The 24,647-nt window shown below is 72.5% G+C and carries 17 protein-coding genes and 1 pseudogene; 2 read left to right on the top strand and 16 right to left on the bottom strand.

What is annotated here, in order from left to right:
* Positions 1–144 precede the first annotated feature (144 nt).
* From ACIQFX_RS08675 to ACIQFX_RS08625, 11 genes are all read right to left on the bottom strand, one after another.
* Positions 145–723: a potassium channel family protein gene (locus ACIQFX_RS08675; RefSeq protein ID WP_402460190.1), complete on the bottom strand. Its 579-nt coding sequence runs from the start codon at positions 721–723 to the stop codon at positions 145–147.
* The gene (locus ACIQFX_RS08670) at positions 720–914 is read right to left on the bottom strand and encodes a hypothetical protein (RefSeq protein ID WP_402460188.1); all 195 of its coding nucleotides are present in this window, start codon (positions 912–914) and stop codon (positions 720–722) included. Before ACIQFX_RS08670 ends, ACIQFX_RS08675 begins: the two co-directional genes overlap by 4 nt.
* A gap of 295 nt (positions 915–1,209) precedes the next feature.
* Entirely contained in the window at positions 1,210–2,574 is a 1,365-nt protein-coding gene (locus tag ACIQFX_RS08665) for an ABC transporter ATP-binding protein (RefSeq protein ID WP_402460187.1), read from the bottom strand.
* 160 nt (positions 2,575–2,734) lie between these two features.
* Positions 2,735–3,775, bottom strand: coding sequence for a LacI family DNA-binding transcriptional regulator (locus ACIQFX_RS08660; RefSeq protein WP_402460185.1), 1,041 nt, complete (start codon positions 3,773–3,775; stop codon positions 2,735–2,737).
* A 221-nt stretch (positions 3,776–3,996) separates the two neighbouring features.
* Positions 3,997–6,444 (bottom strand): beta-glucosidase, encoded by a 2,448-nt coding sequence (locus ACIQFX_RS08655; protein ID WP_402460693.1) that lies wholly within the window; start codon positions 6,442–6,444, stop codon positions 3,997–3,999.
* Positions 6,445–6,604: 160 nt separating this feature from the next.
* Positions 6,605–7,690: a DUF1996 domain-containing protein gene (locus ACIQFX_RS08650; protein WP_402460183.1), complete on the bottom strand. Its 1,086-nt coding sequence runs from the start codon at positions 7,688–7,690 to the stop codon at positions 6,605–6,607.
* A 196-nt stretch (positions 7,691–7,886) separates the two neighbouring features.
* A complete protein-coding gene (locus tag ACIQFX_RS08645; RefSeq protein WP_402460181.1) occupies positions 7,887–10,019 on the bottom strand; it encodes a discoidin domain-containing protein in 2,133 nt (710 codons plus the stop codon).
* A 203-nt stretch (positions 10,020–10,222) separates the two neighbouring features.
* Entirely contained in the window at positions 10,223–11,833 is a 1,611-nt protein-coding gene (locus tag ACIQFX_RS08640) for a glycoside hydrolase family 13 protein (RefSeq protein WP_402460178.1), read from the bottom strand.
* A gap of 216 nt (positions 11,834–12,049) precedes the next feature.
* Positions 12,050–12,925 (bottom strand): carbohydrate ABC transporter permease, encoded by an 876-nt coding sequence (locus ACIQFX_RS08635; protein WP_402460176.1) that lies wholly within the window; start codon positions 12,923–12,925, stop codon positions 12,050–12,052.
* Positions 12,926–12,943: 18 nt separating this feature from the next.
* Positions 12,944–13,903: a carbohydrate ABC transporter permease gene (locus tag ACIQFX_RS08630; RefSeq protein ID WP_402460175.1), complete on the bottom strand. Its 960-nt coding sequence runs from the start codon at positions 13,901–13,903 to the stop codon at positions 12,944–12,946.
* 164 nt (positions 13,904–14,067) lie between these two features.
* The gene (locus ACIQFX_RS08625; RefSeq protein WP_402460173.1) at positions 14,068–15,483 is read right to left on the bottom strand and encodes an extracellular solute-binding protein; all 1,416 of its coding nucleotides are present in this window, start codon (positions 15,481–15,483) and stop codon (positions 14,068–14,070) included.
* 408 nt (positions 15,484–15,891) lie between these two features.
* Between ACIQFX_RS08625 and ACIQFX_RS08620 the strand changes: the two are divergent.
* Positions 15,892–16,377 (top strand): annotated as a pseudogene (locus ACIQFX_RS08620) (alpha/beta hydrolase family protein); the annotation flags it as partial.
* A gap of 160 nt (positions 16,378–16,537) precedes the next feature.
* The gene (locus ACIQFX_RS08615) at positions 16,538–16,759 is read left to right on the top strand and encodes a hypothetical protein (RefSeq protein WP_402460727.1); all 222 of its coding nucleotides are present in this window, start codon (positions 16,538–16,540) and stop codon (positions 16,757–16,759) included.
* Between the two features lie 90 nt (positions 16,760–16,849).
* Here the strand turns inward: ACIQFX_RS08615 and gap are convergent, their stop codons facing one another.
* From gap to ACIQFX_RS08590, 5 genes are all read right to left on the bottom strand, one after another.
* Positions 16,850–17,848 carry a type I glyceraldehyde-3-phosphate dehydrogenase gene (gene gap, locus ACIQFX_RS08610; RefSeq protein ID WP_402460171.1) on the bottom strand — a complete coding sequence of 333 codons (999 nt, stop codon included), beginning with the start codon at positions 17,846–17,848 and terminating at the stop codon, positions 16,850–16,852.
* A 131-nt stretch (positions 17,849–17,979) separates the two neighbouring features.
* Positions 17,980–18,936 carry a GlxA family transcriptional regulator gene (locus tag ACIQFX_RS08605; protein ID WP_402460169.1) on the bottom strand — a complete coding sequence of 319 codons (957 nt, stop codon included), beginning with the start codon at positions 18,934–18,936 and terminating at the stop codon, positions 17,980–17,982.
* A gap of 99 nt (positions 18,937–19,035) precedes the next feature.
* Positions 19,036–19,410, bottom strand: a complete 375-nt coding sequence (locus ACIQFX_RS08600) for a VOC family protein (RefSeq protein WP_402460690.1) — start codon at positions 19,408–19,410, stop codon at positions 19,036–19,038.
* A 245-nt stretch (positions 19,411–19,655) separates the two neighbouring features.
* Complete coding sequence (locus tag ACIQFX_RS08595; RefSeq protein WP_402460166.1) at positions 19,656–22,667, bottom strand: tetratricopeptide repeat protein; 3,012 nt, start codon at positions 22,665–22,667, stop codon at positions 19,656–19,658.
* On the bottom strand, positions 22,664–24,529 hold the full coding sequence (locus ACIQFX_RS08590; RefSeq protein WP_402460165.1) for an HSP90 family protein: 1,866 nt from the start codon (positions 24,527–24,529) through the stop codon (positions 22,664–22,666). Before ACIQFX_RS08590 ends, ACIQFX_RS08595 begins: the two co-directional genes overlap by 4 nt.
* Between the last annotated feature and the right edge of the window lie 118 nt (positions 24,530–24,647).

Genomic DNA, 24,647 nt, shown 5'->3' with positions numbered 1-24,647 from the left:
GGTCCCGGGTCGGACCCCGGCTCCCGCAGGACGCACCGGGCGGCGATGACCGTCACACGCGCCGCGGCTGCGACTCACGTGTCCGGCGCGGCTGCGACGGCCGCTTGTCCGGCCCTCAGTGCGGCCTGCGGGCCGGCCTGATCGTCATCCCCGTCCCTGCTCCCCCGCCCGAGAACGGCCCGCATCGGCCCTGCGCTGCCGACTGCGGCGGACAGCGCTCACGACGGTCTTGACGGCCAGGCCGAGAATCACCAGATCGGCGAGCATCTGGACGGTGACCACGAGCCGCGCGGCCTCGGTCTTGGCGGTGATGTCGCCGAATCCGACGGTCGAGAACACGGTGACGGTGAAGTAGAGGGCGTCGCTGTGGGACAGCGGCTCGCCGAAGCTCGTGGGCGAGAGCCCGGCCAGCGCGACGTAGCTCGCGGAGAACAGCAGCAGGAAGAACGGGATGCTCACGGACATCGCTTCGACGGCCCGAAGGACCGGGTTCCGGGCGTACAGGATCGAGCGGACCTGGACGGCGACCAGGGCGACGAAGCCCGCCAGCCCGACGAGGAGCATGGTGACGGTGACGGCCTCGGAGGAGTGGTCCAGGGGCAGCAGGTAGTAGACGGCGACCAGAACGGTGACCGACAGGACCACGCGGGTCACCGTCCAGACGATCCTGCGGACCGGGGGTCCGTGCCGGTTCCGCAGCGCCTCGCTGTCGCCGGGAGTCACGACGACCGCCTCGTCTTCGTGAGCGCTGCCCGGAAGGACGTCCCGCGGTCCCGCCGCGTCATGCCCGTGGCCGCGCCGAGGGTGATCACCACCCCGATCGCGAAGAAGACCCATGACAGGCCGGTGACCGCCGCCGAGGTGGCCGCGTGTTCGTCACGAGATCTGCCCGGTGCCCGGTCCCTCTCCCGCATGGCCCATCCTCCACTGAATCACCACGGTCAGCGGGGTCTGTCACGCGGCAGCGACACACGTGCCCGGGCCGCGGTCCTCTCTCCACCGTCGCACGACTACCGGGCCGTGTCAGGTCCAGGACCGTCCGGCCGATCATGCGTGGACGCGGACCGGCCGTACGGTTCCCGGGGGACGGCCTGCCGAGCGGACCGCCCGGCCGGGCCCGCCGGACGTCGCCGGCCGGGCCCTCGGGGTCGCCGTGCGCGGTCAGCGTGCGCGGTCGGCGTGCGCGATCGGCCGGTACTCCCCCGCCGTCTACTGGTCCAGGCCCGGCAGCGCGTCCGGGGCCGGGCAGATCCGTGTGCCCTGGTGGTCGAAGACGTACAGCTGGGCGAGGTCGACGAGGAGCGGTACCTGGGCGCCGGCTCGGACGCGGACGTGGGGGCCGGTGCGCAGGACCAGGTCGCTGCGGCCGGTCGTGCGCCGTTCCTGGGCGGTGTGCGGGTCGCCGTACGGGACGGGCTCGGGGGCGGGGATCGCCGTCGCCCGGCCTTCGACGGCCGCACGGCCGACGCCGAAGGCGGCCGCGCGGGCCCTGATCCGGCCGAGCCCCCGCTTCCGGCGGCTGGTCGTCCGACGTCCGCCGGTGCGGGGCCGTGAGGCCTCCAGGTCGGCCACGACGGCGGGCCGCGAGCCGGTGTCGAGGTGCACGAGCACCTCGTGGCCCTGGTACTCGACGTGCTCCACGATCCCGACGAGCGTCGCCTCGCCGGGCCGCTTCTGGCTCGGCGGTGCGATGCGTACGGCCTCGGAGCGCAGACCGACGATGATCGGGCGGCCCTGCTGGATCCGCAGGAGCTGGTGGTCGACGCTCAACGGCTGCGGAAGCAGGAGGCGTTGGCTGCCGAGCTCCAGGGTCATCGGTCCGTCGAGGGGTGCGTGGACGACCGCGTCGAGGAGGTTGATGCGCGGTGTGCCGACGAACGCGGCGACGAAGACGTTGGCGGGCCGTGCGTACAACTCCTGCGGAGGGCTGACCTGTTGCAGGACGCCGTCGCGCATGACCGCCACCCGGTCGCCCAGCGACATGGCCTCGGACTGGTCGTGCGTCACGTAGACGGTGGTGACGCCCAGTTCGTCGGTGAGGCGGGCGATCTCGGCCCGGAGGTGGCCGCGCAGTTTGGCGTCGAGGCTGGACAGCGGCTCGTCGAGGAGGAAGACCGACGGGCGCCGGGAGATCGCCCGGCCCATCGCCACGCGCTGGCGCTCTCCGCCGGACAGCTGCCCGGGCAGCCGGTCGAGCAGGTCCTCGATGGCGAGCATCCGCGCGGTCGCCTCCACCTGCGGGTCGTGGTCCGCCGCGGGTTCCCGCAGCTTCAGCGGGAAGCCGATGTTCTCCCGCGAGGTCATGGACGGGTAGAGGGCGAAGTTCTGGAACACCATGGCGATGTCCCGCTCGCGGGGCGGCACGTCGTTCGCGTGCTCGCCGTCGAGGAACAGGTCACCGTCGGTGATGTCCTCCAGACCGGCGATCATCCGCAGGACGGTGGACTTGCCGCATCCGGAAGGACCGAGCAGCACCAGGAACTCCCCCGGTTCGACGGTGAGGGACACCCGCCGCACCACGTGGGAACCGCCGTATTTCTTGCTCACATCTCGCAGCACGATGGCGCGACTCATGAAAATCCGCCCGGAGTAGAAGGATCACAGGGGGGTGTGTGGCCGAAAGTAGCCCATCATGAAGCGCTGCGGAACAGTTTCGTACGTATTACGGAAAGAGGAATTCACCGGCGTGCGAATGGCGTCGGCGCGCTGTCGCGCCGCCCGTCGCACGACACCGTCAGGCCGATTCCCGTACGACGAGTTCGGGGGCGAACACCAGGTGCGCCGGCCCGGCCGCCGCCCCCTGGAGCCGACCGACGAGCAGCTCGGCCATGGCCGCGGCCATCCGCTCCACCGGCTGGCGCACCGTGGTCAGCGGCGGCCGGCAGGTCACGGCGACGCTGGAGTCGTCGAACCCCACCACCGCCACGTCGCCGGGCACGCTCAGGCCGCGTTCGCGCAGCACCTCGCACGCCCCTTGCGCCATCAGGTCGTTGGCCGCGAAGACTCCGTCCACGCGCGGGTGCTCCGCCAGGAGGCGGCGCATCGCCGCCGCGCCGCTCTCGACCGTGAACCCGCCCTCCGCCACCGGAGGCGCGGCCCTTCCCGCGCTCTCCAGGGCGGCACGGAAACCGGCGAGACGCGCCTCGCCGGCCGGGAGGTCCCGGGGCGCGCGGATCGTCGCGGGATTCCGGCACCCCCTGGCCAGCAGGTGCGCGGCGGCGAGCCGGCCGCCCTCGTGGTGGTCCACGTCGACGTAGGCGGCCTCCGATCCCTCCGGGGGCCTCGCGAAGAGCACGAGGGGGATGCCCGCGGCGGACAGCATCAGCGGCAGCGGGTCGTCGGCCTGGATGGACACGACGAGCGCCCCGTCGGCGCTGCCCCGGCGCAGGTGGTCCACCACCTGCCGCCTGGCCGCCCCGGACTCCGCGAACATCAGCACGGGGTGCGCCGCGCGCCCCCGCAGATACGTCACGGCACCGCTGACGACCCGCCCGAAGAAGGGGTCGGCGAACACCCGCGCGGCGAACTCGTCCCCCGCCCCGGAGATGACCAGCGCCACCGTCTCGGCGCGCGGGGCCGCCTGCGCGACACGGCCGGTGACCAGGCTCCTGGCGGCGCTGTTGGGGGTGTACCCGGTGCGCTCGATGGCCTGCCGCACCACGTCCTGGATCGCCGGGTCCACGTTGCGCACCCCGTTGACGACCCGCGAGACCGTCGCCCTGGAGACGCCCGCCTCCCGCGCCACGTCTTCCAGCGTCGGTCCCCGCCTGATCACTCCCGTACTCTAACGTGCCGTTTTCCCGCGCACGACGGGCGGGCCGGGCGAAGCACGGTGCGGCCGCCCCGCCCCGGATCAGGTATTCGCTCCGGGGCATTCGCCGGTGCCGCGCCGGGAATTCACCGCGTACGGGAAAGGGGAATTCGGTATACGGACGAAGGCCGGCGATCGGCCCCTTCCCGCCGGGCCACCGGAATGCGGAAATCACGGTCCGGTCCTCACGCATTCCGGCCCTCCGTAGGGCGCCCCACCCTCACGTCCGTCTCGTGTTCCACGAGGCCGGCGGAGCGGCCCACGATCAGCCGGTACGTCCCCGGCTCGACACGCCACCCGCCGTCACCCGGCGACCAGTGCCGCAGCGCCCGGGGCGTCACGACGACCTCGGCGACCACGGAACGGCCCGGCTCCGCGTGCACCGCCGCGTGGCCCGCGTACCAGCGCGCGGGGCGCTCCACGGCGGAGTCGGCCCGCGCCAGGTACACCTGGACGACCTCGCGCCCGGGGCGCGTTCCCGTGTTGCGCACCTCCGCCCGCACGGTGAAGGAGGAGTCCGGTTCGACCCGGGCGGGGGCGTCGACCTGCCCGTACTCCCACGTCGTGTAGCCGAGACCGTGCCCGAACCAGTAGGCGGGCCGCGTCCCGGCGCGCAGCCAGGCGCGGTGGCCGATGTGCAGCCCCTCCGCGTAGTCGAGCCGGCCGTCGACGGGACGCGTGCGGGTGACGGGCGCGTCGGCGAGCGTGGCGGCCCAGGTCGTGGGGAGCCTCCCGCCCGGCTCGTGGCGGCCGAAGAGCACGTCGGCGAGCCCCGCGCCGGCCTCCTGCCCGGGGAACCAGGCGAGGAGCACGGCCGCGGCCTCGTCGCGCCAGGGCAGTTCGACCGGTCCACCGCTGTTGACGACGACGACGGTGCGGGGGTTGGCGGCGGCGACCGTGCGGACCAGGTCGTTCTGCGCGTCGCCCAGGGACAGGTGCGTACGGTCGTACCCCTCCGTCTCGTCGTGCTCCGTCGTGCCGACGACGACGATCGCCGCGTCCGCCTCGCGGGCCGCCGCCACGGCCTCGGCGAGCGCCTCGTCGGGAGCGCGCCGCGGGGGCGCTGCGGCGAGGACGGTCGCCCGGCCGGAACCCGGCACCAGCTCGCGGCGGGCGACGAGATGGACGTGACGCCCGCGCTCCAGCCAGCTCGTCGCCGTGTGCAGGGGCGGGGTGACGTGCACGATCGCCGGATCGTCGGTCCCGCGCGGGTGGGTGCCGTCCAGGATCACGTGCCCGTCGACCTCGATCGTCATCCGCCCGAAGCCGCCGATCCCGAAGGTCCACGCCCCGCTCGTGTCGGGGCGGAGCAGGGCCCGGATCTCCACGGTGTGCGTGTCCGGCGCGAGCTCCGGTTCAAGGAGGCGCCCCGACAGGCGCCGCTCCGCCCTGAGTTCGCGGCCCTCCGCGTCCAGGCAGCGCAGCAGCAGCCCCGGTTCGCCGGAGCGCGGATCCGTGCACCGGCCCGCGTCGAGCGGTTCCGGCGGGGCGTCCGCCGACGGACCCGCGGTGTACGTCACCCGGCCGCGGCCGCGCAGACACGCGCGGATGCCGGCGAGCGGCGTCACCACGGCGGACGGGAAGACGCCGGCGCTGCCGCCGCCCTGGACGCGGGGCGAGGCGGCGTGCTCGCCGATCACGGCGACCGTGCCCAGGCCGCCCGGGTCGAGCGGCAGCACGCCGTCGTTGCGCAGCAGGACCGCTCCGGCGGCGACCGTGCGGCGGAGCAGCCGCCGCACGCCCTCCTCCGGGAGCGGCGGGCGGCGTCGGGGGGCGTCGCCGAGCGCGCCGACCCTGCGGGCGAGCCGGAGGATCCGCCGGACCTTCTCGTCGACGGCGCTCTCGGGGACGCGGCCCGCGCGCACGGCCCGCACCAGGTCCGTCGCCCAGGGACTCACCGGGCCGGGCATCGCGAGGTCGAGCGCGGCCCGCGCCGGTTCCTCGGCGGTGCGCACGGCGGCCCAGTCGGAGACCGCGACGCCGTCGAAGCCCCACTCCCCCTTCAGCGGTTCGGCGAGCAGCGGATGGGCCGTCATCGTCGTGCCGTCGACGCCGTTGTAGCCGGCCATGACCACCCACGCCCCGGCGTCGACGGCCGCTTCGAACGGAGCCAGGTACACCTCCCGCAGCGCCCGCTCGGAGACCCGGACGTCCACGCTCAGCCGGTCGGTCTCCGAGTCGTTCGCGACGAAGTGCTTCGCGGTCGCGGCCACGCCGTGCTCCTGGAGGCCGCGGATCAGCGCCGCACCCGTGCGTCCGGTCAGCTCCGGGTCCTCCGAGAAGCACTCGAAGTGCCGGCCGCCGAGAGGGGTGCGGTGCAGGTTCAGGGTCGGCGCGAGGACGACGTCGACGCCCCTGCGGACCGCCTCGGCAGCGAGCAGGCCGCCGAGGCGCCGCAGCAGCGCCTCGTCCCAGGTCGCGCCGAGCGCGGACGCCGACGGCAGGAGGCAGGAGGTGCGGCGCTCGTCCCAGGCCTCGCCCCGCACGCCCGCCGGTCCGTCGGAGAAGACCATCTCCCGCAGCCCGATCGCCGCGTCGGCGGCCGTCCGCCAGGTCGTGACACCGGTCAGGAGCCGGACCTTCCCTTCCAGGTCGAGCTTCCCGACCAGGTGGTCGAGCATCTCGTCGGTCATGTCGCCGGCCGTGCCCTCGGTCATGTCGTCGGTCGTGACGACCCGTTCGTCGCTCATCGCTCCCTTGTCGGTTCTCTCGTCGGGTTGCCGGATCACGGCTCGGAGGCACCGGCCCCCTGGGGAGCGGGGTGGCCGGTGCCTGTGTCGGGTGCGGGATCGGTCAGGGCAGGCGGTACTGCTCGTTCAGCGCGGCGCCGCGCTCGGGGTGCGTCTCGTCGTAGCCCCGGGCGTTGCACTGGAGGCCGCCCACGATGCAGTGGTCGACCATCGCCTTGAGGGTGCGCTCCTCCCAGGCGTTGAAGAAGTCGTAGTGGAAGGAGTAGCCGCGGCCGCTGGCCAGGCGCACCTGGCTCATGTCGCCGTTGACCGGGAAGGCCATCTTGAACTCGATCATCGGCAGGGCGACCGGGTGGGAGGCCGGACACATGTTGTCGTTGGTGCCGGGCTTGACCACCGGGTACGCCATGTGGCTCTGGTGGTCGGGCGTGTCCAGGTACAGGCCGTTCCAGCAGCTGGGCGCCTGCATGCGCAGGTTGAGCTGGACGTCGGGCCGGTTCGGGCAGCTCGCGGGGAAGTCGACGTTGAAGAAGCTGTCACCGCACTCCCATCCCTCGACGAAGCCCTTGTGCTCGCGGAACTGCTGGGCGGACTGCATCGGGTTGCCGACGACGAACCGGAGGCCCTTCGGGAAGGGCCGCACGCTCGTGTAGTCGGTGACGCCGGTCTTGTAGTAGATGACCTGGGGACCGACGGGAAGGATCTTGCGGTCCCCGTCGAACAGGGAGGGCATCCAGTAGGCGGAGGCGTCGGCGGGTGCCTTGCAGGCGGTGGCACCGCCGTAGAGCGTGGCGGTGACGCTGCTGGCGTTCGTGGAGGTGTTGCCCATGAACGTGTGGTCGTGCGACCGGCCCGGCTGGCCGGGGTAGACGATGGGGTCGTCGGGCGCCGTGTGCGAGACGGCGCAGTTGGCCTGGAACTCGTGGAAGTACCGCGGCGGCGGGGTCGCGGTCGACGGCGTCACGCCGGTGACCTGGGGTACGGCGGGGATGTAGCCGTCGCCGTCCGCGTCGTCGCCCGACGCCTGGAGGGACGCGGCCATCCGGTGTCCGGCATGGGCCGCGGCCGCCGGCGGCGGGGCGTCGGCCGCCGGGTCGGCGGCCGAGGCGAGGGTGCCGACACCGAGGAGGGTGGCGACGAGGGCGGTGCCGAGGAGCAGTGCGGGGAGCCTCTTGGGACTCGCTCTCATGGGGGTCTCCTGCCCGTGGGGGGGTGGTACCTGTCGGTTGGTGCCTTTCGGTGGTGCGTGATCGGTGGTGCGTCGTGGGTGGTGCGCCTTCGGTGGTGCGTCATCGGTGGTGCGCCTTCAGCAGCACGGCCCAAAGGGGTGCGGCTCGAAGGGGTGCGGCTCGAAAGGGTGCGGCTCGAAGGGGTGCGGGCTCCGGTCAGCTGTAGACGCCGAACTCGTGGAGCGAGTAGCCCCATCCGGTTCCGCGGGCCGTCAGCTGGAGGCGTACGTGCCGGCCGGTGGTGGCGAGGGAGAGCGTGTCGACGTCGCCGTCACCGGTGGTCGTGGTGTGGACCGTGCGCCAGGTGGTGCCGTCGTCGGAGACCTGGACCTCGTAGGACTTGGCGTACGCGGGGTCCCAGACGAGCTGCACCGTACGGATGGGCTTCACGGCTCCGAGGTCGACCTGGAGCCACTGGGGGTCGCTCCAGTCGCTGGCCCAGCGGGTGTCGGCGCGGCCGTCGGTGGCGCGGGCCGGCGGACAGGGGCAGTCGCCGTAGCCGGTCTGGTGGGAGGAGGCGGTGGTGGGGCGGTCGAGGGCGAGGTTGGTGCCGGCGACGGGAGGGGCGACGACGCGGACGGACTTGGTCTCGATACCGGCGTTGCCGCGGCCGTCCTCGGCCTGGACGTACACCTTCCAGACCCCGAGCTTCTCGGGGGCGGTGACCGCGAAGGTGCCGTCGCCGGTGGCGCGCCACCGTGCCTCGACGAGGCGCTTGTCCCCGTTGGCGTAGTTCCCGCTCAGGAAGATCTTGGGGGTGACGGGGTCGCCGTCGGGGTCGCGGATGTCGGCGCGGACGGTGAACTCGCGCCCGGCGGGGGCGGCGGTGGCGGGCGAGACGGTCATGCCGCTGATCACGGGCGGGGTGTTGTCGCCGGCGACGGAGCCGGTGTAGGCCTTCTTGACGGCGTAGTACGAGAGGCGCTTCAGGCCGTCGGGCAGGAGGTTGAACCAGACGCCGCCGAAGTCGTGTTCGGTGCCGTAGTGGAACATCGTGGCGCCGAGGGCGACGCCCTGGTGGCCGGTGACGCAGTTCCAGACGGAGGTGTAGCCGGCGGCCTTCTGCTGGTCGGTCGGCTCGTCGGGGACGCCGTTGACGTCGTTCGGGACCTCCCACTCGCCGGCCGGGCCCGTCTCGGTGATGAGGTAGGGCTTGGTGTAGCCGCCGTCGATCCAGTCCTGGCGCACCTTGCAGAGGTTGTCGTAGGAGTTCATGGAGTAGAGGTCGAGGTCGGGGGCGTTGCGCTTGTAGTAGGGCCAGGCGCCGGTCCAGGCGTCGGTCGAGGTCACGGGGTGGTCGGGGTCGATGGTGTGGATCCTCCGGGCGACGTCGTTGACGAAGCCGGTGTAGGCGTTGCGCTGGTTCTCGAGCGCGGTCCCGCTGTAGCAGTTCTGGAGCCCGAGGACGGATTCGTTGCCGACGTTCCACATGAGGGTCGCGGGGTGGCTCTTGTACGCCTCCACCCACTTGGCGAACTCGTCGAGCATCGTGGTCTTGTACGCGGTGTCGGTGACGTAGTCGACGCAGCCGCCGGAGCCGGGGCCGCCGCCGGGCTGGAGCCAGAAGCCGTTCACGACCTTGACGCCCTGGGCCGCCGCGGCGTCGAGGAGCGGCTTGGTGGAGCCGTCGGTGCCCCAGGTGCGGATGGTGTTGACGCCCATGGACTTCACGTCGGGCAGGTACTTCGGGGCGTCCGCGATCGACGGGCCCCAGGTCAGGCCCTTGACGGTGTACGGCTGGCCGCCCACGGTCAGCTGCCAGGCGCCCTGGGTGCCGGTCACCCGGACCGCGCCCGGGGGCGGTGGGGTGGTGCCGCCGGCGTCCCCGTAGACCTGGAACTCCCAGAGCGAGTAGCCGTATCCGGTCGCACGGGTCACGCCGTGCATCCGCACGTAGCGGGCGGTGCCGGAGACGGCGACGGTCTCCGTGCCGCCCGCGCCGCTGTCCGTGCTGTAGGCGGTGGTCCAGGTGGTGCCGTCGGTGGAGAGTTCGATGCGGTACGCCTTGGCGTACGCGCTCTCCCAGCGCAGCACGACCTGGCTGACCGCGACGGGGGCGCCGAGGTCCACCCGGAGCCACTGGTCGTCGGAGGCGCCGCTCGACCAGCGGGTGCCGAGGTTCCCGTCGACGGCGTCGGTCGCGGGGGTGCCGTAGTGCTCCTGGCTGGAGGCGGTGACGGGCTTGCCCTGGGACAGCAGGGCGGGGGCCGCCTGCGCCTGCTGGGCGGGCAGGAGCGCCAGCAGGGTCGAGGCCACCACGGTGGCGACGGGTATGCCGACTGAGGGCATGGGGGGATTCTCCTTGTGGCGGGGGAAGTTCGGGAGAGCGCTCTCCCGCACCTTGCCCGCGCCCGTGGAACCCCGTCAATAACCGCAACACACTTTTCTTTTACCTTGACTTAAGAAGTTGGACTTACGGGCCGGAGCCCTGTGCCCGCCACCCCTCGGACGCGGGCGGGCACAGGGCCGTTCGGTCGGGGCCTGCCGCACGGTCAGACCCGCAGCCACACCGCCGTGTCCGGCGGCAGCAGCCCGTCCGCGGTGAGCGGGCCGCTCGCCAGGAGCAGTCGCTCGTACGGAGGGAGGGCCACGGGCCCGTCGGCGAGGCTCACCACGCAGACCAGGCCACGCGGCCGCGCGAACGCGAGGACCCCTTCCCCGGCGGGCAGCCAGGTCAGCGGCCCGTCGCCGAATCCGGCGTCCGACCTGCGCAGCAGCAGCGCCTCCCGGTAGAGCGCGAGCATCGACCCCGGGTCCGTGCCCTGTCGGTCGACCGCGTAGCGGGACCACCCGTCGGGCTGCGGAAGCCACGGCTCGGCCGCCGCCGCCGTACCGAAACCGGCGTGCGGGGCGCCGGCGGTCCAGGGCAGCGGCACGCGGCAGCCGTCACGGCCGGGATCGGTGCCGCCGGAGCGGAAGTGCATCGGGTCCTCGATGCGCTCGCGCGGGACGTCGGCCTCGGGAAGGCCCAGCTCCTCGCCCTGGTAGAGGTAGACGGAGCCGGGCAGGGCGAGGGTGAGCAGGGCGGCGGCACGCGCGCGCCGGGTGCCGAGTGCCAGGTCGGTGGGCGTGTCGAAGCGCTTGGTCGCGAAGTCGAAGGCGGTGTCGGCGCGGCCGTAGCGGGTCGCGGTCCGGGTGACGTCGTGGTTGCACAGGACCCAGGTGGCGGGGGCGCCGACGGGGGCGTGCTCGGCGAGGGTGTCGTCGATGGTGCGTCGCAGCCGCTCCGGGTCCCAGGGGCAGGCGAGGAAGTTGAAGTTGAAGGCCGTGTGGAGTTCGTCGGGGCGCAGGTAGCGGGCGAACCGCTCGGAGTCCGGCAGCCACACCTCCCCCACGAACACGCCGCCGTACTCGTCGGCTATCGCCCGCCAGGAGCGGTAGACGTCGTGGATCTCGTCCTGGTCGATGTAGGGGTGGGGGTCCACTCCCTCGACGAAGTCCGGCAGCCCGGGAGCCTTCGTGAGCAGGGCGGCGGAGTCGATGCGGACGCCGGCGACTCCGCGTTCGAACCAGAAGCGCAGCACGTCCTCGTGTTCGGCGCGGACCTCGGGGTGCGCCCAGTTGAGGTCGGGCTGCTCGGGGGTGAAGAGGTGGAGGTACCACTCGCCGTCGGGGACGCGGGTCCAGGTCTGTCCGGAGAACTGGGAGGGCCAGGCGTTGGGCGGCAGTTCGCCGTTCTCGCCCCTTCCGGGCCGGAAGTGGAACCGGGCGCGCTCGGGGCTGCCGGGGCCTGCGGCGAGGGCGGCGCGGAACCAGGCGTGCTGGTCGGACACGTGGTTGGGGACGATGTCGACGACGACCCTGATCCCGAGTCCGGCGGCCTCGGAGATCAGCTTCTCCGCCTCGGCGAGGGTCCCGAACGCGGGGTCGATGGTGCGGTAGTCGGCGACGTCGTACCCGCCGTCCACCAGCGGGGACAGGTACCAGGGGGTGAACCAGACCGCGTCCACGCCGAGTTCCGCGAGATAGGGCAGTCTCGCCCGGACCCCCGCGAGGTCCCCGGTGCCGTCGCCGTCGCCGTCGGCGAAGCTGCGGGGATACACCTGGTAGATGACGGCGTCGCGCCACCAGTCGTGGGTGCGGGTCGAGTGAGGGGCTGCCACGTGACGGTCCTTTCGGGCAGGTCGGGGTCTTCGCCGCCGGCCCGGTTGCTGCGGGGCGTCGGACGGGCCGACGGCGAAGGCTTGGTGGTGAGGGGTACGGGCCGGCCGGGGGCCTCGGGGGCGGGGTCCTGGAGCCTCAGGGCCTACGGGCCTGGAGCCCGCGAGCCCGGCGGCCCGGCGGCCCGACGTGATGACGGCCTGACGGCCCGGGCCGGTTCAGCCCTTGAGGCTGCCGGCCGTGAGACCGCTCATGATGTTGCGCTGGAACACCAGGAAGATGAGCAGGGTCGGTACGGAGGCGATGGTGAGGGCGGCGATGAGCACGTTCACCGGAACGCCGGTGGAGAGCGAGTAGATCCCCACGTTCAGCGTCTGCTTGGTCGGGTCGGGCAGCGTGAGCATCGGCCAGAGGAAGTCCTTCCAGACCCCGACGACCGCGAAGATCGAGACCACGCCGAGGATCGGCCGCGAGATCGGGAGCACGATGGAGCGCAGGATGCGGAGCGGGCTCGCGCCGTCCATGGCCGCCGCGTCGAGCAGTTCCTTCGGGATGGAGTCGAAGAACCGCTTGAGCAGGAAGATGTTGAAGGCGTTGGTGACCGCCGGGAGCCAGATCACCCACGGCGTGTTCAGCAGGTTGCGCTCCACCACCGGCACGTCGAGCACGGTCAGGTACTGCGGCACGACCAGGACGGTCGCCGGGATCATCAGCGTGACGAGCATCCCGCCGAGGATGGCCCTGCCGAAGACCGGGCGCAGTTTGGAGAGCGAGTACGCGGCGGCGACGTCGAGGGCCAGCTGGAACGCGAGGGCGCCGAAGGCGTAGTAGAGCGTGTTGAACAGCAGGGTGGAGAGGTCCATGACCTCCCAGGCCCGCGTGTAGTTCTCGGGGGCGAACGAGCCGGGCACCAGGGTCGGCGGCGTCCGCACGACCTCCTGGGTGTCCTTGAAGCCGCTGGACACCATCCAGTACAGGGGGCCGAGGAACACCAGGGTGAATCCGCCGACGACCAGTGCGAACGTCGCCCGGTAGAGGGCCTTGGCGCGGGGCTTGGCGAGCTGCGCGGGCGAGATGAGCGTGCGTGTGGACATACGTGGTCTCCCCGGGTCCTACTCGTCCTCGGCGCGGCTGAGCTTCACGTACACCGCCGAGAATCCGGACAGGAGCACGAGCAGGAGCAGGCCGAGCGCCGCCGCGGCACCGTAGTTGTTGAAGTTGAAGGCGTACTGGTAGATCAGGTGGACGACGGTCGTCGTCGATCCCTCGGGGCCGGCGCCGCCGGTCAGCAGGAACGGTTCGACGAAGACCTGCATCGTCGCGATGACCTGCATGAGCAGCATCAGCGACAGGATCAGGCGGGTCTGCGGGATGGTGACGTGCCAGATCTTGCGGAACAGCCCCGCGCCGTCCAGCTCCGCCGCCTCGTACAGCTCGCCGGGGATGCCCTGGAGGGCGGCGAGGTAGATGAGTGCCGCACCGCCCATGTTCATCCAGGTCGAGGCGATGACGACGGACAGCATCGACAGGTCCGGGTCCTGCAGCCACTGCTGTTCCGGCAGGTGGAGGAACCGCAGCAGCTCGTTGAGGAGCCCGTAGCCGGGGTCGTAGAGGTACTTGAAGAGCAGCACCGACGCGACCGGCGGCAGCATCACGGGCAGGTAGACGAGCAGCCGCAGGTAGCCCTGGCCGTGGCGGAACTCGTTGATGACGATCGCCACGACGAAGGGGACCGCGAACCCGAAGACCAGCGCGAGGACGGTGAACAGCAGCGTGTTGCGCCACGCCTGCCAGAACGCCGGGTCGTCGAAGACGGTGGCGAGGTTCTCCAGTCCGACCCAGCTGGTCTGCCCGCTCTCCGTCTTCTGGAAGGCCAGGAGGAACTCCCGGACCATCGGGTACCACGAGAACACCGCGAAGCAGACGACGGCGCCGATCAGGAACCCGTGCGCCGTCAGGTTCCGCTTCAGGTTCTTCGCGAACCGGCCACCGGGTGGCACGGGTCCCGCCGCGGGCGGCGGGGAGTGACGGGACGCTCCCGTCTTGCTCGGGGTCAGGCTGGGCGCCGACATCGTCGCTCCTTGGTGCTGGTCCGCCGGATCGCGGTGCCCGGCGGGGGGCTGGCCGGGGCCGGGTGGATACCCGGACGGGTTCCGGCACGGGGCCGGGCGGATGCCCCGGCGGAGGCGGGCCGGGTGGGGGACGGACTCCCCCGCCCACTCCCGCCGGGAAGGGGTCACTGGTGGGCGAGGACCTGGTTGACCTGCGCCTCGGCGGTCGCGAGGAGCTTGTCGATGTCGGCGTCCTTGTTGGTGAGGAGGCCCGACATCACGTTGTCGAGGACCTTGTAGACCTCCTGCGCCTTCGGCGGCTCGGCCTTGCCGGCGACGGGGTTGTCCATGAAGGTCTTGAAGTTGGCGACGGGCATGGTCGCGTTCTGCACGCGTGCCGCGTCGTCCTTGGTCTTCGACTCCGCCAGCCAGAAGTTCGGCTGGGGCACACCGACCGGGAGGCCGTCCGCCTTGGTGCGGGCCCAGTCGAACTGCCCCTTGCCGACGCTGAGGTTCTTGAAGTTCAGCCAGGCGACGGCGGCCTTGATCTTGTCGCCCGAGATGCCCTTCTTGATCATGTAGTTGTTGCCGCCGGCCAGCGTGTTCTTGCCGCCGGGTATCGGGCCCATCCCGAAGTTCTCGTACTTCGCGCCGAGCTGCTGCACCATGTACGCGATGTCGTCGGGCGCGGCGAGGAACATCCCGAGCTTGTCCGTGGCGATCTGCTTCTGCAGGTCGCCCCACTGGAGCAGCTGGGTCTTGCCCATGCTGTCGTCCTCCCAGCGCATGGCGTGGAGGTTCTTCGCGACCTGCTTCCCCAGGTCGTTGTTGAACGCGGCCTTCTTCCCGCTCGCGTCGACGACCTCGCCGCCCACGCTGTACATCTGCGCGGTGAAGTGCCAGCCGCCCGTGTTGCCGGCGCTGTACTCGCCGAAGCCCGCGATGCCGTTCCCCAGGCCCGCGATCTTCTTCGCGGCGGCCCGCACCTCGCCCCACGTGCGCGGCGGGGCGTCCGGGTCGAGCCCCGCGTCCTTGAAGAGCTTGCGGTTGACGAGCAGGCCCATCGTGTAGTTGCTCGTCGGCAGGCCGTACAGCTTCCCGTCGTGCTTGAGCGACCCGAGGACGTTCGGGTCGATGTCCTTCAGCAGCGGCACGCTCCTGTCGCTGACGTACGCACTGATGTCCGCCGCGCCGTCGTTGTCCAGCACCTGCGGCAGGTCCGTGAAGTACGTGTAGAACACGTCGGGCTGCGACTTCGCCTTCAGCATCGCCGTGAACCGCGGCGGCTCCAGACACTGCCCGGGAGTGGAACGCCCCTCGATCGTGACGTTCGGGTACGTCTTGTTGAACTCCGCGACGTCCTCCTTCCACTCCTTCAGCTCGGCCGCCTTCGCCGCCGGCGGCATGCAGTCGATCGTCAGCGTCACCTTCGTCTTCGGATCCAACGGAGCGGCCGGGTCGACCGAGCCGCCCCCTTCGGAACCGCCGCCGCCGTTGTCACTGCTGCTCGTGCCGCACGCGGCCAGCGCGCTCAACGTCACGGCGGACACGAGAGCGGCCGCGCTCGCGCGACGCATACGACGGAACCGAGCACTTCTCATGGGTGGTCCCCTTCGGGCAAGTACGTGGAGGTCGCCCCACCGCCGGTGCGTTGTGGGGCGCGGCACACTCAACCACCCCCGACAAGTGAACGCAAGATGTCGCGCCAATTTCGCAATTGCCTGACAGTCCACGACATCACCGCCGCAGATCCCCTCCACCGAAGGGGACGGACCGGACGCCGCCACCGTCCCGAACTCCCCAGCACGCATAGCCCTTGCGCCGCGACAGGACCCCTCCGCCCCCTCGATCGCCCCCACGCCCGAGGCGGGCACCCCTGGGCGCCCCCCGCCCCACCGCCTTCACCGCTTTCTCTCACTTGCGTCAATCGATCAGAAATTTGCAGATCCGCTGGGACCGGGTGATCCGACCCCGGCGGGCGCTGCCGGCGCCCTGTCTACGATGCGCGCATGACGATGCCCGGTGCGGAACAGCCAGAGATACGCGTCCTGTACGACGACTCCCGGAGCGACCTGCGGGACGCCGCGCGCCCGCGGCCCGTGCGGCTCTACCTGTGGGAGCCGGACCGTGCCGCGGCCTCGCCCGCGCCGTTGGTCGTCGTGTCGCACGGCACCGGAGGATCGGGCGGGGACATGGGGTGGTTGGCGCGGCCGCTGCGCGAGGCGGGGTTCAGGGTGGTGGCGCTGGACCACCACGGCAACAACCACGTGGACGGATACGAGCCCGAGGGGTTCGCGCACGTCTGGCACCGGCCCCGTGACGTGACGTTCGCCCTGGACGCGCTGGAGCGGGAGCGGCCCCTGGGTCCCGTGGGCGCCGCGGGCTTCTCGCTGGGCGGGTACACCGTCGCGGCCCTCGCGGGAGCGCGCGTCGATCCGCGGGTGCTGCGGGCCGTGCTCACCGGCGCCGTGCCCCTGCCGGACATCCCGGAGTTCCCGGGGCTGCGAAGCACTGCTGAAGAAGTATCCGGACGACGACTCGTCACGACGCGCCCTCGAAGGCGCCGACGCGGATCTCACCGACGCGCGCGTACGGGCCGTGTTCCAAGTCGCGCCGGGTGTCGGCGGGTTCGTCACGGCGTCGAGCCTGGCGACGGTGCGCGTCCCCGTGGAGATCCACTGGGGCGGGGCGGACACGGTCAACCCGTACGACGTCGACGTCAAGCCGTACCTCGACCACATCCCCACCGCCACGGGCCGGTCGGCGGGCCCGGACGTCCGTCACGACGACTTCTTCGCCGACGACCCGGCCGACCCGGACGTCCGCCACCGCGTCGGACGGGAGGCGGCAGCCTTCTTCCTGCGCCGGCTCGTCTGACGTCCGGGGAACGGCGGGCCGCGCGCACGCGGGCGCTCCGCCCGACCGGGTTCGGTCGGACGGAGCGCCCGGGAAGGGGTGGTGCGGAGGTCAGTTCGAGGCGAGGAGGTGGAGGGTGTCGATGACGCGGTTGGAGAAGCCCCACTCGTTGTCGTACCAGGCGACGACCTTGATGTGACGGCCTTCGACGCGGGTGAGGGCCGAGTCGAAGATGGAGGAGGCGGGGTTGCCGGTGATGTCGGCGGAGACCAGCGGGTCGTCGGAGTACTCCAGGACACCGGCCAGGGGGCCCTCGGCGGCGGTGCGGTAGGCCTCGAGGACGTCGTCGAGGGTCACGTCGCGGGCGACGGTGGTGTTGAGCTCGACGATCGAGCCGACGGGCACGGGGACGCGGATCGAGTCGCCCGAGAGCTTGCCGTCGAGGTTCGGGAGGACGAGGCCGATGGCCTTGGCGGCGCCCGTGGTGGTGGGGACGATGTTCACGCCGGCGGCGCGGGCGCGGCGGGGGTCGCGGTGCGGGCCGTCCTGGAGGTTCTGCTCCTGGGTGTAGGCGTGGACCGTGGTCATGAAGCCGTGCTCGATGCCGGCGAGGTCGTCGAGGACCGAGGCGAGCGGCGCGAGCGCGTTGGTGGTGCAGGACGCGTTCGAGACGATCGTGTGGACGGCCGGGTCGTAGGCGTCGGTGTTCACGCCGTACGCGAGCGTGACGTCGGCACCGTCGGCGGGCGCGCTGACGAGGACGCGCTTGGCACCCGCGTCGATGTGCGCGCCGGCAGCCTTCGCGGAGGTGAAGCGCCCGGTGGCCTCGAGGACGATGTCGACGCCGAGTTCGGCCCACGGCAGGTCCGCCGGCTCGCGCTCGGCCAGCACCTTGATGCGGCGGCCGTCGACGACGAGGGTGTCCCCGTCGACGCTCACCGGACGACCGAGGCGGCCCGAGGTCGTGTCGAAGGCGAGGAGACGGGCGAGGGTGGCGGGCTCGGTGAGGTCGTTGATGGCGACGACCTCGAGGTCGCTCTGGCGCTCCAGCAGGGCGCGCAGCACGTTGCGTCCGATGCGGCCGAATCCGTTGATGGCGATGCGAGTCATGACAGTGTCCCTTCGGTCCCTTCGCGTTCGCCACCATGTTCGTCGGGAGGGGTGGGGCCGTGACAGCGGCGTGATCGCCACGGTCCGCAAGTATCGCGCCAAGGGTGCGGGAGCGGTCCGCGTCCGCGTCGCTACTCGCCCCGGGCGAAGGTCCGCCGGTACTCGCTCGGCGTGGTGCCGAGGATCCGCTGGAAGTGGAGCCGCAGGTTCGCGCCGGTGCCGAGGCCCGTGTCGGCGGCGATCTGCTCGACCCCGCGCTCGGAGCGTTCGAGCAGCTCACGAGCCATGTCGATACGGGCCCGCATGACCCACTGCATCGGCGTGTATCCGGTGTCCTCGGCGAACCGGCGGGAGAACGTGCGGGCCGACACCGCCGCGTGCCGGGCGAGGATCTCCAGCGTGAGCGGCTCGCCCAGGCGGTGCAGGGCCCATTCGCGGGTGGCGGCGAACCGCTCGCCGAGCGGCTCGGGCACGCTCCGCGGCACGTACTGGGCCTGGCCGCCGCTGCGGTAAGGGGCGGCGACGAGCCGGCGGGCCGCGTGGTTGGACGCGGCGATGCCGAACTCGCTCCGCAGGATGTGCAGGCACAGGTCGATGCCCGAGGCGGCGCCCGCGGAGGTGAGGACGCTGCCCTCGTCGACGAAGAGGACGTTCTCGTCGACCCTGACGAGGGGGCGCTTCGCCGCGAGCGCCCGCGCGTAGTGCCAGTGGGTCGTAGCCCGCTTGCCGTCGAGGAGCCCCGTCGCGGCCAGCGCGAACGCGCCCGTCGAGATCGCGGCGAGCCGCGCCCCGCGCCGGTGGGCCGCGATCAGCGCCTCGACGACCGCCGCCGGCGGGTCGTCGCGGTCGGGGAACCGGTAGCCCGGGACGAAGACGATGTCGGCCCAGTCGAGCGCGTCCAGGCCGTGCGCGACCTGGTACGCCAGGCCGTCGCCGCCGGCCACGACGCCGGGCTCCGCTCCGCACACCCGCACCTCGCACGGCATGCTCGCGCGGGTCGTGAAGACCTGCGCGGGAATGCCCACGTCGAGCGGCTTCGCGCCCTCCAGTACGAGAACGGCGACACGGAGCAGACGAGAGCGGGGCACGGACAAGAGCCTACGCACCGGATCGCGCCGCGCGGCCCGGCCGGGGTGTCGTACGGGTCACGACGACACCCCGGCAGGTCACGGGCGCGACCGGTCGGACTACAGGTACGGCTTCGTGATCAGTTCGATCGCGTGGCCCGCGGGGTCCTTGAAGTAGACGCCGCGGCCGCCGTGCTCGGTGTTGGTCTCGCCGGGACGGCTCATCTGGGGGTCGGCCCAGTGCTCGACGCCGCCGTCGCACAGCCGCTGGTACGCGCGGTCGAAGAGCTCGTCGTCGACCATGAACGCGTAGTGCTGCATCTGGATCTCCACCGGGGGCTCGGCGAACTGGATCAGTACGCCGTCGGTGAGCTGGATGTTGACGAACGGACCCCACGAGGGTGCCTCGGGGAGCTCCAGGAGGTCGCGGAAGAACCGCGCCGACTCGTGGCGGTCCTTGGCGGCGATGATGGTGTGGTTGAACGTGACGGTCATAAGGGTGGCCTCGCTGTTGTTCGACACGGAAAGGGACTGCAGTGCCTGTGCACTGGGAGGTCCGCGTGCCGAACCGAGGGGGTGCCTCGTGCGCACCCTGGGGGCGATCAGCCCTCCACCGGATAGCCCGTCTGTGCATGGCGATTCGCCGGTCCGGTGTTCATACGGATGAGGCTACGTGATCAAGTCGGGGCGCGACAAGGGCGATCGGTGCGTCGCCCGCCCTCGTCGCGCCTCCGTCGGCGTCAGTCGAGCCCTTCGAGCACGCTCTCCGCCCTCGCCTTGAGTCCGGCCGCCTCGGGCCCTTCGTACGAGCCGAGTTCGGAGACGAAGGCGGTCATCCGGGCGACGGCCTCCGCCGTGCGCCCCAGCTCCTGCTCGGTCCACGCCGCGTAGGCCTGGCACTGGAAGCGCTCGGTCAGGGCGTCGGCGCCGAGGGAGGCGTAGAGACCGGCGGCACGGTCGGAGAGCGTGAGGACCTGCTCCCGGATCGCACGCGCGCCGGCCTCACCTGCGTTCCCGTCCTCGTCCTCGTGCAGGGTGTTCTGGAGGAGCCGGGCGAGCTGCTGCCAGGACTGTGCCCGCTCGTACCGCAGGTCGGGCTCGTCGGAGCCGTCGACGACGGCCGCCGCCTGCTCCATCAGGGCACGGGCACGGGCGGACCCGGTGTCGGCCGCGTCGTCGGCGGCCAGCCAGGCCAGCGAGCGAAGGAGCCGTGCCTCCGCCACCGGGTTGCCGCCGGCCTTGCGCCACAGTTCCAGGGACCGCTCGTAGGCGGCTTCGGCCTCGGTGGTGAGGCGCGAGGCGGCGAGGGCCTCGCCGGCCGAGTGGGCGAGGCCGGCCTCGAACGCGGGCTCGTCCCAGCCCTTCGCCGTCTCGGCGGCCAGCAGGTACTGCTCGGCCGCGGCGCGGGGGTCGTTCAGCTCCCGGAGGAAGCCGCCGAGCAGCTCCCGGGCCTGTACGCCGTCCGCCTCGCCGTGCTCCAGGAGGTCGGGGAGCGCGGACTGGAGCACTTCGGCGGCCTCGGCGGTCCGCTCGGCCGCCGCGTAGGCCCGGGCGAGCAGGAGGCGCGCCCTGGCCCCCGCCGTCGCCGCGTGTCCGGCCTGGTCGAGCCAGTGGGTGGCATCGAGGGCGTGGAGGACCGCGTCCCGGGCTCCGTCGAGGCCCTGGCGCAGGAGGATGTCGGCGAGGGTGAGGCGTACGCCGGCCTGTTCGGTCGCGTCGGTCAGTTCGGCGGCGTGGTCGAGGGCGGCGCGGGCCGCGGACGCGGCGGCGGCGAGTTCGCCGCGGGCCGCGAGGACGCTCGCCCGCAGGGCGAACGGTTCCACCGCGTCCCAGGGCTGCTGGGCCGCGAGCAGTCGGTCCGCCGCGGAGGCGAGCAGGGGTTCAGCCCGGTCGAGGTCGTGTGCGGCCAGGGCGAGCCGGGCGAGGGTCACTTCGCTGTCGGCGACGAGGTCGGCGATGCTGCCCGGCCCCGCGGCGCGGGCGGCGGGCTCGTCGCCGTGCTCCGCGACGAGCCTGGCGAGCTCGGTCGTCAGGTGCTCGGTGTCCGAGGACGGTACGGCGTCGTCGGCGGAGGCGGCGGCCTCGCGCAGGTGCGCCTCGATGCGGAGGGTGGTGAGTTCGGCGCTGAGGAGGCGCCGGGTGCGCTCCGGGTCCGCCTCGTCGAGCGCGCGGGCCGCCCTGGCCGCGGCGGCGAGGAGGGCTCGGGTCTCCGCGGGTTCGGCGTCGCGCCGGACCGCGCATCCGGCGGCGGCGAGCTCGGCGTGGGCCGCGCGGCCGAGCTGTCCCGCGGCCCGGTAGGCCGCGGCCGCTTCGATGTAGAGGTCGCCGGCGGCCGGGTCGTCGGCCCGCGCCGCGGTCACGGCGCGGTGCGCGAGGAGGTCCGCGGCCAGGACGGGGTCGGTCGCGGGGGCGGTGCCGCCGCCGGTCCCGGCGTTCCCGCCGGTCCCGGCGAGCCGGGCCACCCGGGCCCAGAGGTCGTCGGCCGAGGGGTGTCCCTGCTGCCGGGCCGCGCGGGCCCTTTCGACGAGTGCGGGGAGGTCCGGCTCGGCCGGGTGCGCTCCGGTGCCCCGCGTGTCCGTGGCGTCGGGGCCGGTTTCCGCCTGACCGGTGCGCTGGGTCGGGAGGGCGGCGGTGGACAGCGGGGCGCTGCGCACGCCCAGCGGGAGGGCGTCGGCCACGGGGTGGCGGGCGATCCGGTCGACCAGGCGCCGGGAGACGAGGGGCGTGCCGTTGCGGGCGTCGAAGCGGGCGGCGATGTCGGTGGCGTCGGCGTACAGGAGGCCGTACAGCTCCTTCACCGTGCGCTGCGTGCCGGCGTAGGAGACGGCGGGCCGGTCGCCGTGGCCGAGGTCGGTGAGCCGCCGGAGCAGGACGAGGACGCCGCCGGAGAACTCCATCTGCGATTCGACGTCGGCGAGGGGTCCGAGGTGGGCCGCGTGCTCGGCGAGGATCTCCAGGCCTCTCGACTCGTTGCCGGTGAGGGCGCAGAACTCGATGTGCTCGCCGATCGAGCGGAGCAGGCTCTCCTTGCCGCGGACCATCCGGTAGCCGCGGAGGTGGTACGAGCGGGCCTCGTCGGTGCGGCCGAGGCGGGCCAGCGGGAGGAGGGCGTGGGCGAGTACCCGGTGGGGCTCCTCCATGCAGGAGAGGCCGTCGGAGAGGACCGGCTGCCAGACCTCGATCGCCTTGGCGTCGTCGCCCTTGCGGGCCCAGTACCAGCCCTGGGTGTTGATCTCGCAGGCGTGGCAGTCGCTCATCGCGTCGCGCTCGGCGGCCGCCCAGCCGGCGATGGCGCGTTCGGTCCTGTCCTGGTCGCCGATGGCGTCGGCGAGGTGGAACTCGGCCTGCCGGACGGCTCGTTCGCTGTATCCGGCCAGGCGGTAGCGGCGCTCCATGTCGGTGAGCCAGCCGTCGACGGCGGTGAGCGGGATCTCGGGGGACTCGACGATGCGTCCGGCCACCCACTTGAAGCGCCAGAAGAGGCGGTGGACCTCGTGGGAGGCGAAGGAGCCGGGGTCGCGGTCGTACTCCTGGAGCAGCCGGGCGAAGGGCACGACCATCTTGGTGCGTTCGGCGCTGTACTCGTACGCCTCGATGAGGCAGACGAGGGCGGCGCGGAAGAGCTGCCGGTCGCCGGTGGCCTCGGCGGCCGCGCCGAGCGTCTCCGCGTGGACGTTGCGCGCGGCGCCGTGGGGGGCCCGGGCGTTCTCCGCGAGGCCGCGGCGGATGTCCTCGGGGGTCATGGTGGTCACGCGTCGTTCTCCTCTGCGTTCGCGGGCGCGGTGCGGTGGGTGGCCCATTCCAGGAGTCCGAGGAAGGCCCGGTTGAGCAGGGTCGAGTCGGCGGGGCGCAGGGGCCGCTGGGACATCAGGAGGGCCTGGCCGTAGAGCGATTCGACGGCGGTGCCGGTGAGTTCGGCGTCGGGCAGGCCGGCGATCCGGCGGATCAGCGGGTTGTTGTGGTTGAGGACGAGACGCGCCCGGGGTGCCGTGCCGCGCAGGGCGCCGAGGATGTCGCCCCACAGCGAGTCGGCGTTCTCCTGGGCGGTGGCCCGGTCGCGTTCCTGTCGTGCCTGGCGGTCGTCGAGGAAGAGCGCGGGCACGCTCACCGGCTGGAAGGCGCGGAGCACGACGTCGCAGCCGTGCGGGTCGAGGCGGGTGCGGGCGGTGGCGAGGAAGGAGGCCAGGGCCAGCTCCGCGGTGGTGGGCACCGGGTCGAGGCGGTCGGTGACGGCGCCGGCGTCGAGTTCGGTGACCTTCACTCCGGGGCGGACGGTGAGCAGCAGGGCGAGCAGCTCGGCGTCGTAGGTGTAGCCGGCGTTGACGACGCCGAGGCCGTGGGCGGCGGCGATCGGGGCGATCTGCCGGAACTCCTCGACGGTCCGGGTGAAGTGGATCTCGTCGTGGGCCGCGGCGAACTCCTCCAGGCCGACCTCTCCGTCGCTGGTCTCGAAGGGGAGCCAGGGCAGCATGAGCTCGAAGAGCTCAGGGTCGTGGCGTGCGAGGGACTTCACGCCGAGGTGGTGGACGCGCAGGAAGGCGGCGAGTCGCCCGGGGTCGCCGGCGGCGAGTTCGGCGAGCCACTGCCGGATCCGGGCGCCGAGTGCCTCGCGCACGGCGGCGAGAGTCTCGTCGTCGTACAGGTTCTCGCGCGAGGCGGTGGGCCGCAGGGTGTCGGTGTCCACGACGGCCCGGACGAAGAAGGCCCATTCGGGCAGCAGGTTGCTCGCGTGGTCGGTGAGCAGCATGCCCTTGAGGTAGGCGCGGTGTCCGGCCCGGTGCGCGGGGCTGGTCGCTTCGGGGAGCACGTACGCCACACCGCGTACCCCGGCGACCGGGAGGTCGAGGTCGATGGTGTCGAGCGGGGTGAAGCCGAAGACCTGGGCGCAGTGGCCGGCGAGCGCCACCCGACGGGAGGCCGGGGTGGGGTGGGGGCGGTCCCAGACGGCGGGACGGTCGGTGACCGGGCGCTCGACGGAGTCCGGGCCGGCGAAGGTGATGTCGTACGGGAGGAGGGAGCCGAAGTCCCGGGCCAGCTCCTCGACGCGTGCGGGTTCCATCCACTCGCCGACGCCGGGGCGGGCCTCCAGGTACACGGTGGTGCCGGGCTCGGGGCGGGCCTCGTCGGGCAGGGTCCTGACCGTGTACGAGCCGTCGTCGGAGGCGAGCCATTCCACGGGGGCGGCCCACGGGGTGCGTGCGGAGCGGGTGACGACCCTGATCCGCCGTGCCACCACGAAGCAGGCCAGCAGGCCGATGCCGAACTGGCCGAGGAACTCGCGCCGGGCGGATTCGAGACCGTGCTCGCCGCCGCGCTTGGAGCTGCGGCCGATGGTGGCGAGCAGGGTGTGGACCTCGTCGGCGGTCAGACCGATGCCGCTGTCCTCGATGGACACGGTGCCGTCGGCGGCGCGGAGCCGGATGGCGATCGTCGAGACCGGGTCGAGGGCCTGTCGGGCGGTGACGGCGTCCACGGCGTTCTGCAGGAGCTCGCGGACGTACACCCGGGGGCTGGAGTAGAGGTGGTGGGAAAGGAGGTCGACGAGGCCGCGCAGGTCGACCTGGAACGTGCTGGAGTCGGGTGCCTTCTCGTCGTCCGGGGTCGCGGAAGTCATGGTGCATCACCTCGTGTGGGCGCAGGGTGGGACGGGCGACCTCGAGGACCCCCCCTCATAGATCGCGAACGGAACACAGCCTAGAGGTGGGCTCTGACAATTGCGCCGGAGATATGCC

Source organism: Streptomyces sp. NPDC093089, from assembly GCF_044754405.1.
GTDB lineage: Bacteria > Actinomycetota > Actinomycetes > Streptomycetales > Streptomycetaceae > Streptomyces.
The sequence above is the reverse complement of the archived record's forward strand: the minus strand, read 5'-3'. Positions and strand labels throughout refer to the sequence as shown.

Coding starts and splice junctions, on each gene's coding strand:
- ACIQFX_RS08670 (WP_402460188.1), bottom strand. CDS start 914: ATGCGGGAGAGGGACCGGGCACCGGGCAGATCTCGTGACGAACACGCG.
- gap (WP_402460171.1), bottom strand. CDS start 17,848: ATGACTCGCATCGCCATCAACGGATTCGGCCGCATCGGACGCAACGTG.
- ACIQFX_RS08650 (WP_402460183.1), bottom strand. CDS start 7,690: ATGAGAGCGAGTCCCAAGAGGCTCCCCGCACTGCTCCTCGGCACCGCC.
- ACIQFX_RS08635 (WP_402460176.1), bottom strand. CDS start 12,925: ATGTCCACACGCACGCTCATCTCGCCCGCGCAGCTCGCCAAGCCCCGC.
- ACIQFX_RS08625 (WP_402460173.1), bottom strand. CDS start 15,483: ATGAGAAGTGCTCGGTTCCGTCGTATGCGTCGCGCGAGCGCGGCCGCT.
- ACIQFX_RS08665 (WP_402460187.1), bottom strand. CDS start 2,574: ATGAGTCGCGCCATCGTGCTGCGAGATGTGAGCAAGAAATACGGCGGT.
- ACIQFX_RS08630 (WP_402460175.1), bottom strand. CDS start 13,903: ATGTCGGCGCCCAGCCTGACCCCGAGCAAGACGGGAGCGTCCCGTCAC.
- ACIQFX_RS08590 (WP_402460165.1), bottom strand. CDS start 24,529: ATGACTTCCGCGACCCCGGACGACGAGAAGGCACCCGACTCCAGCACG.
- ACIQFX_RS08600 (WP_402460690.1), bottom strand. CDS start 19,410: ATGACCGTCACGTTCAACCACACCATCATCGCCGCCAAGGACCGCCAC.
- ACIQFX_RS08655 (WP_402460693.1), bottom strand. CDS start 6,444: ATGACCGACGAGATGCTCGACCACCTGGTCGGGAAGCTCGACCTGGAA.
- ACIQFX_RS08645 (WP_402460181.1), bottom strand. CDS start 10,019: ATGCCCTCAGTCGGCATACCCGTCGCCACCGTGGTGGCCTCGACCCTG.